We start from the raw sequence: 7529 nt of genomic DNA on the forward strand, positions 1-7529 counted from the left end.
ATCTTCAAAAAGATATTCTTTTCATTCTGGACGTTCCACTTCATTACTATGATTACCAATACTTGGGCAACTCAAGCTGAATTAATGGTGGAGCAATCAATGACAATGAAGGGTGAAAAACGAAAAACGCACATTTTCAAAGAGCGAAATCCAAGATTGATTGATGTCCAATTCATTGTCAAACTTTTCTAAATACGGTTTCAGGCCTGTGCTTCTCATCATCTCAACTATTGATAGATGACTATCCAGTATATGAAAATAGCTTGTCTCCCAAATATCTATTGAATTGAACAGGTTTGATAGATGATCGTAATAAAATGAATAATTATGAATTGTGAAAAGATCCGCAATACCCTCCATTAAGTCCTTCCAGCGGATATCATTGGCTGTTTCCTTGATAACCTTTCCCAGTGGCATGTCCCAAAAAAGTGGAATTTGAATTGCAAGTAAACCATTATCTGAGAGCGATTCATGAAATTTCTTCAGCAGGTTTTCGTGATTTGGAATCCATTGAATCACGGCATTTGAAAAAACAATATCATATTTGATTTCAGACTCGTAGGATAATGCATCAGCTACAATCCATTCCTGGTTCGGATAATCATGTTTCGCCTTTTGTATCATTGTCGATGAACTGTCTAAGCCAGTTATTCTGGCCTTTGGCCAACGATTAACCAAGGCTTGTGTACTGTTCCCTGGTCCACAACCGACATCAATAATTGATTTTGGTTCAACTGAATTGATTTTAGAGATCAAATCAATTGAGGGCTGGGTTCTTTCTGATCTAAACTGCATATATAAATTTGGATTCCAATCGCTCATTAAGTGTCTCCGTGTTGATAAATCTTGCTACACATAATCGCGGTGCTGACCGGCGCTGTGCGCCGATCAAGCAAACGATAGTTTGATTGATCGGTGTGCAGTGACCGGTCCAGTACCTTGTTCAGGCGCCAGAGGCGACTGGACAAGGTACTGGACGAAGTCAGCACCGCGATTCACGGCGGCGGAGCCGCCGTGAACACCAAAATCACCGGCTTGCCCGTGTGCATTTGGATTGTTGGAATTAAGTATAGTGTCCCCCGAATTCATAAATCAGCCTGTTGACTTGGTCCGACAAGAAATAAAAGATTACTCACATACGCAGCTCCGCCACTTCTGCATCCCTGCGATGATAGCTGGTTTTTTGAATCAGGTTGGCGGCTGTGTCCACATGCTTGCAAAAGGTTATAAGAGAAAGATTCTTGAGTTGACCCTGGGCCTGGATCAGGCGGGCGGCTTCCAGGTGATAATCGATGAGAAAAAGTTTCATCTCTCCGCGTTCGGCGATTTCCTTGGTTTCGCGCAAATCCCGCCAGGCAGCGTCGAAGTTTTGGATGGTGCGGAAAAAGGCGGACCGGGCCAGTAGGCCGCGAGGTAATTCATGTTGGACTCCGGCTGCCCGCAATCCATCCACTGCCTGGTCCAGGATAAATTCTACCTGGCTAAAATCCTGCGCGTCAGCAGCCTGGTTAGCCAGGGCTTGCAGGAAATGGGCTCGGCCCAGGGAGAGGTGATCCAGAGCCATAATTAGAAGCCAGTTGTTGTTTTCGGCAATTTTAAGTGTACTTTGCGCCCGTTCCAAAACCGCCATATATCGACCCTGGGCTAAGAGCAGATCGCAGTATCGGAACCCCCGCAAGGAATAGAGAAAGGCATATTGGGGCCGGTGTTTTTGCTGCATGGCCTCGGCTTCCTGGAAAAGGGCTTCTGCTTCCCGGATCTCACCGGTCTGATGCAGGGCATCGGCCAGGGTTGTGCGATTGTCATACTGCTCGAATTCATCCTGGCTTCGATCCGCATATATCAAGCTTTGGCGGCCGGCAGACACGGCCTTGGGCACCTCTCCCAGGGTCAGGCGGAGTTCACTGAGGTTGAAAGCATCTATAGCGGCTTCTTTCCAGTTTTTTTGCTTAATCGCGAGCGCCAGCCCCACCTCCATGGGCTCTGCCGCTTCCCGTAATCTGCCCAAGGCCCGCAACCCTAAGCCGGCGTTGTTCAATTGCTCCGTCTGGTTTGCTTCCTCCAGGTTGGCCGAGACCTTGGTCCAGGGTTCATCAAAAAACGAGGCGATCACCGTCAGCCAAGACCCAAAAGCCCCGAGTTGTTTCATAATGTAATATTTATCTTTTCTTAGAATGCGCGCATAATAAACGCTGTCGAATACTTCCTGGTGCAGTCCGGCCTGGCACCCGTGGGGCACGGCTCGGAACAAGGGCTCCATTTCTTCCAGGGTGTCGGGCAGTTCTTTTTGTGGCAGGTTTTTGTAATAGTCGTACAAACGGTGATTGGCTGCCTGCCAGGACCCGGGAAAATCGATTTTTAAGCTTGCACCGAAATGCTCCCGCACCAGGGGATGGCAATCCAGGTCCTGGCCTCGGTGGTCGCTGGCCTGGGCCAGCAGTTTGCTGCGGCGCAGATGATCCAGCACGGCCATGCGCTCCAGCGGTGAGAGAGGTTGAACATGCCGGGTCAATCCCGGCAAGGGATTGCCGGAAAAAACCGCTTCCAGGGCTACCAAAGGCGCGGGCCGGTCAAAAAGACCAACAAACCGTAGGAGTTCCACCTGCGGGCCATCCCCCATCTGGTCCGCCATTGCCTGGAGTACCCGGCGGGGATGTTTACCTTTTTCTAAAGGGATATCCAGATCCGGAATTTTGTCAGCATGTTCCACGCTATGACCGGGTAAGGTGTAGAGATATTCGGCCAATAAATTCAGGGCCAGGGCATGGTTGCCGAAGGCTTTGGAAGCAGCCTCTTTTTCCGCATCCGTGCCCTGGATATTGCGTATGCTCAACAACGATCGACCGGCTTCGGCCGAGATCTGGTCCAGGTTTAGCCGAATGGTACCGGAAGTAAAACGCGAGAGATCCGCCACTTCCTCCCGGGTGGTGATCAGGCAAAGACCGGGATTTTGCCGGGCCAGGCCCGTTATCAGCATGGCCAGGGCCGGGTCCTTGATCTTTCCGCGTTCATAGTCATCGCCGGATTGTAGGGGTTCCATGCCGTCGAGCACCAGGAGGGTTTTTTGGGCCGCCACCAGTCCAGCCAGGCGCCGGCCTTTTTCCCAGGCCGAACCGGCCAATAAATCAAAATCGCCGAACCATTCCAGAGCCTCCCGAATGAACTGGTCCGCTGATGTCACTCGCTCACCCGTGCCCTGAGAGTAGAACGACCAGGCAAACACCCTCTCCGCCCCGCGATAATTGTTCCGAGCCATGCGCGCCAGCCATTTGTTCACCAGGGTAGTTTTGCCCACCCCGCCCCAGGCCACCAGACTCACCACCCGCTGATCATCTTCTTGCCAGGCAGCATCCAACATGGTCATCTCTTTTTGGCGGCCAAAAAGTTCCATGCCGGTCATGGGCATGCGGGAGAGGTCGATTTTAACAATCTTTTTATGTCTGGGTTCGGCAGGTTGGAGGGTGTATTGGGGATTGTTCAAAAATTTCATGATTCGATCTGAGACCAGATCAAAAGCCACAGCCCAATTGTCATTAAAATCTGCCACGGTTTGGCTGTTTCCGGGCAGCATTTGAATCTGCTTAAGCCAGTCATGGAGCTGCCAGGGGCATTTTCGCAAAAGAACCGGGATCAGGAGCATTCCTTTTTCTTCCCGTTTTTCCAAAAAAAAAGAAACTTCTTCCTTCACACAAAAATCCGAGGCCAGAAAATGCTCAGAGATGAGGCAGACCGCAATGTCTGCTTTGTCCATGGCGGAGGTAATCTCTGGGTACCAGGTGTCCCCCGCATCTATCCGGGTATCATCCCAAATCTCAAGAAAATCGGCAAGAACATAGGCTTGAATAAATGGAAGCAACCGGTTTTTCCAGATAGCATCCTTGTGGCTGTAACTGATGAAAACCATGGGCCTGGAGCCTGAAACCGGCGGTGTGAGATCAGCCATTTGCAGAAAATCTTTTCAATATTTTTCTTCCAGACACTTTTTTTATCACAACAACAAGTTATTCTCCGGTTGTCCGGTTATCTTGAGCAATCTGATATCTAACCGCATATCATGAAGAATCAACGGATAGCCGGATCGGTTATCATCTTAGTATTTACCAGAACTGCATATCAGTATGGATAGATCGTGTAAAGAAAATTCAGGGTAAATGCTTTGAAAAATAGATTTATCAGTGGATTAAACACCCGTGTATCAGCTTAGCGTCTCTGAACACTCAGATATTAGATCGTATCCATAATGCAAACAAGAAAAACCAAGGTAAACAATGATGGTATTTATGTTGCTGAAAGAGTTGCCAATAAAGGAGATCACTACTTTTGGCAATCGTCACTTCCAATGATCCACCCTTTTTAATCATTTTATCCCTGCTGGTAAATCAAAATATTATGGTCGGCCTTTCATTTTACCACCCCTCCATATTATTAGTCATCCTTCCAGGCCTCAAAAGCCCAGGAGTATCAGTTTTTCAACCACCTAAATAAACCTTCCTGCAGCATCATAGTCGTCAATTTTTAAAACCACTGATTTATCGTCTTTGGGACCCAGTACCTATGCCGGAAGTTCTTTTCCTGTTTGAGACATTATAGCCCCCCCTTTTATCCATAGCCTTTTCAGCTCTTCGCTGAATTAGTAAAACAGCCAGTACCACCCCACCCAGCACCTCAACCTAAACCCTTAAATCAAACGACACATCCCCCCCCTCCCCCTGTTCCGTGATCAAGGGGAGAAAAACACCGACACAAAATTAACAACGAGGACCAGTCCATTCAGGGCTGGTCTTTTTTATTTTAACGAAAGGAGAATTCCATGAATCATATCGGAGACATAAGCACAATTAAACAATTTACGAAACCGCCAGAAATAAAACAACCTGACACCGGGAGCATTTCAGCCTTTCCCACATCTCCACTGGATATGCCCCCAAGCACCTTTGAAAACGCTTTGAACAATAGACGGGAGAACCAGCGCAAACTCATCCAGTGGATCAAGCAGAACCTGGAGCCTGACATTCACTATGGCCGGGTACACGTCGCACAAGATTGCCCTCTCGCAAAGGCTGGAGCAACCTATCTATGCCGGGATTTCAGCCATTTCTCAGGATTGACCCTTTGGAAAGCAGGCGCAGAAATGATAATCGCAGCGATGGGTTTAACGGCTCATTTTCCCAACGTTGGCCTGTATGAAGAGGCTTGCTTGCGTGGTTTGGAAATTAAACAGGTCCTGCTCAAGTGCGAATTGAAAACGCACGGCGGAAGGATCGTGGCGGAAGGTTCCGGGGCCAGGCATTTGCGGCAGGATAACTGGCGATTGAATACGTGTATCAAGATGGCAGAAAAATCCGCCATGATTGATGCTACCATACGTGTTGCAGGGCTGACAGGCGTATTCATCAAAACTCATCGCCATACCTTAAAAAACAAGCTCCCCAGGAAGTCAGATTGTCACGATTACAATTTCCCACCAGGGGCAGATCGTCACAGCGTCCACACCGATGAAAAAGTGATCACGCAGCGTCAAAAGGATTTCATTCTCAAATTGGCAGGCGTCAAAGGCCACACCACAGACGGATTGAACCGCCTTATCCATGAACGATTCAACAAATCCCTGGATGACCTCAATCGCGTAGAGGCATCCCGAGTCATTGAATACATCAACGGCTGACATCCAGCCAAACAAAACAGGAAAAAAATCATGCATAACACACCAACCGAAGCACAACTGGCAACCATCCCCGGTCTTTACCAAACTGAACACATCCCTACCCAAGACAAAATCATCCACGCCCATTTTTACCTCGGTGAAAGCCACTGGTTTATCGCCGAATATGACCACGTAGACACCATGTTCGGATTCTGCATTTTGAACGGTGATTTGGAAATGGCGGAGTGGGGATTCGTCAGCCTGGAAGAACTGAAAGATATCAACGTTCTTGGGCTGTATCAGGTCCAGTTTGGTGTTCATTGGACTCCGAAGCCTGCCGGTCAGGTTGACTTGATACGGCTTGGTGGCGGGATTATCGCTGACCCGCGTGATGAAGAACACGGAGGGCATTGGAAATGGCATACACTCCAGAATTAAGTGCCAAACACAGTGCGACATTGCGACGTATTGCCTGGGCAATGCAGATGCCCATGACCAAGGCACTGGCAGATATTCTTGATTATCTTGGCACTACCCTGGACCCTGTAAAAGTTTGTTCAGCCTGCCGAGATAAATCCCGGTGTGCCACTTGTCCGTTTAACAGGAAAGGAACCCTCCATGCGCAGAATCCGCAATTACAGCATCAATAAAGAAAGCACCGACAATATGATCCAGGCAAAACGCTTTAACCCCTGCCTTGAAATCACTTTCAGGGACTGTTCCGGCCAGCACACGCACAAACTGTCAGCCGGATATGGTGATGACCTGGACGTTTACCGTGAAGGTGTTGAAACGTACATCCTGACCACCAATCCCAAACTTGGATACATCGGCCTGGAAGTGTTCGAAGGCCCAGATAAAACAGGTGAAATCTTTGTGGAAGAGCACCAGGTCAAAGAAGTCATCGGGCGCGACGATTTAGCCCCTTTTAACGCCATTAAACGACTGCGAGAACACTTTCATTTAATCAAAGCAAACAACCAGTAAAACAAGCATTAGAGGCCTTCCTGGGTATCCCCGGCGAAGGTTTTTTTATGCCCAAAATCAAGGAGGTTTCAATGAAAGCAACAGCAACAAAATTGATCGAAAAACAGTGTCAAAGGCACCTGGCTAACCAAGGGATCACCACAAAAAAGGAACTTCAGCATCGCCTTCAGGCAATATTTGAACATGCTGAACACCAGGAGGCGGCACTTATCGGCCTGTATAAGATGCTGTTTCCTGATTGGGATCGGATCGAACGTCTGGAGGGACATCCGGTAGTGGGTCGGGGTATGTGGCAGTACATCGGCAATCTGTTCAACGACTTTGACCAGCGCCACCATTCCCAGGTTTTCAACGGGGGGCTGTGGCTCAACCAGGGCTTTTCTTCCAGCGATAAAATTGGCCCCTGGGAAATCAGCATGGATCAGTGCAACGTCATTTATTCCTGAAACATTAACGACAATTGCAAGGCCATCTGGGGCATGTGCTCTGGGTGGCCTTTTTTATTGGAGGACGCCATGACCAAACAGCAGAAGGAAGCGTACCAGAGCACCGAATCCTTGAGAAAAATCATCAAGTCACTTGAAGGCCAGAAGTTCCGCCTGGATTGCGGGCACCATGTGACCGTGTGTCACAGCCTCGGAAACGATATCACGATCAGAAACGGCAAAGAGCCCGTCATCATCTGTTCCCAATGCGGGTATTAATCCGCGCACCCCAAAAAAACTTAATCAACAAAGGAGATTTATCATGACAAAGACCACAACTCTCGAAAACGTAATCAACGCAGTTCGCCAGGATTCCATCAATCATTTTGATGAAGTCATGCCCGTTCATGAAATGGAATTTGACAGCCTCAAACAGATGTCGATTTCAGGCAAGCAGGTGGATGTGGCTCCCA

8 protein-coding genes are annotated in these 7529 nt (G+C 48.5%); 6 read left to right on the plus strand and 2 right to left on the minus strand.

Annotated elements, in window-relative coordinates:
- Window positions 1-96: 96 nt before the first annotated feature.
- Window positions 97-822, minus strand: coding sequence for a methyltransferase domain-containing protein (locus tag B147_RS0103350; protein WP_020585834.1), 726 nt, complete (start codon window positions 820-822; stop codon window positions 97-99).
- A 310-nt stretch (window positions 823-1132) separates the two neighbouring features.
- Window positions 1133-3943 (minus strand): toll/interleukin-1 receptor domain-containing protein, encoded by a 2811-nt coding sequence (locus B147_RS0103360; RefSeq protein WP_020585836.1) that lies wholly within the window; start codon window positions 3941-3943, stop codon window positions 1133-1135.
- Window positions 3944-4810: 867 nt separating this feature from the next.
- Here B147_RS0103360 and B147_RS29965 point away from each other — a divergent pair.
- From B147_RS29965 to B147_RS0103385, 6 genes are all read left to right on the plus strand, one after another.
- Window positions 4811-5665: a hypothetical protein gene (locus B147_RS29965; protein WP_020585837.1), complete on the plus strand. Its 855-nt coding sequence runs from the start codon at window positions 4811-4813 to the stop codon at window positions 5663-5665.
- Window positions 5666-5695: 30 nt separating this feature from the next.
- Window positions 5696-6082, plus strand: a complete 387-nt coding sequence (locus B147_RS0103370) for a DUF2958 domain-containing protein (protein ID WP_020585838.1) — start codon at window positions 5696-5698, stop codon at window positions 6080-6082.
- Window positions 6061-6294 carry a hypothetical protein gene (locus B147_RS30920; RefSeq protein WP_083927801.1) on the plus strand — a complete coding sequence of 78 codons (234 nt, stop codon included), beginning with the start codon at window positions 6061-6063 and terminating at the stop codon, window positions 6292-6294. Before B147_RS0103370 ends, B147_RS30920 begins: the two co-directional genes overlap by 22 nt.
- Window positions 6263-6631, plus strand: a complete 369-nt coding sequence (locus tag B147_RS0103375; RefSeq protein ID WP_020585839.1) for a hypothetical protein — start codon at window positions 6263-6265, stop codon at window positions 6629-6631. Before B147_RS30920 ends, B147_RS0103375 begins: the two co-directional genes overlap by 32 nt.
- A 71-nt stretch (window positions 6632-6702) precedes the next feature.
- On the plus strand, window positions 6703-7077 hold the full coding sequence (locus tag B147_RS0103380) for a hypothetical protein (protein WP_020585840.1): 375 nt from the start codon (window positions 6703-6705) through the stop codon (window positions 7075-7077).
- Window positions 7078-7146: 69 nt separating this feature from the next.
- Window positions 7147-7335 (plus strand): hypothetical protein, encoded by a 189-nt coding sequence (locus B147_RS0103385; protein ID WP_020585841.1) that lies wholly within the window; start codon window positions 7147-7149, stop codon window positions 7333-7335.
- Window positions 7336-7529 lie beyond the last annotated feature (194 nt).

This window comes from Desulfobacter curvatus DSM 3379, from assembly GCF_000373985.1.
GTDB classification, from domain to species: domain Bacteria; phylum Desulfobacterota; class Desulfobacteria; order Desulfobacterales; family Desulfobacteraceae; genus Desulfobacter; species Desulfobacter curvatus.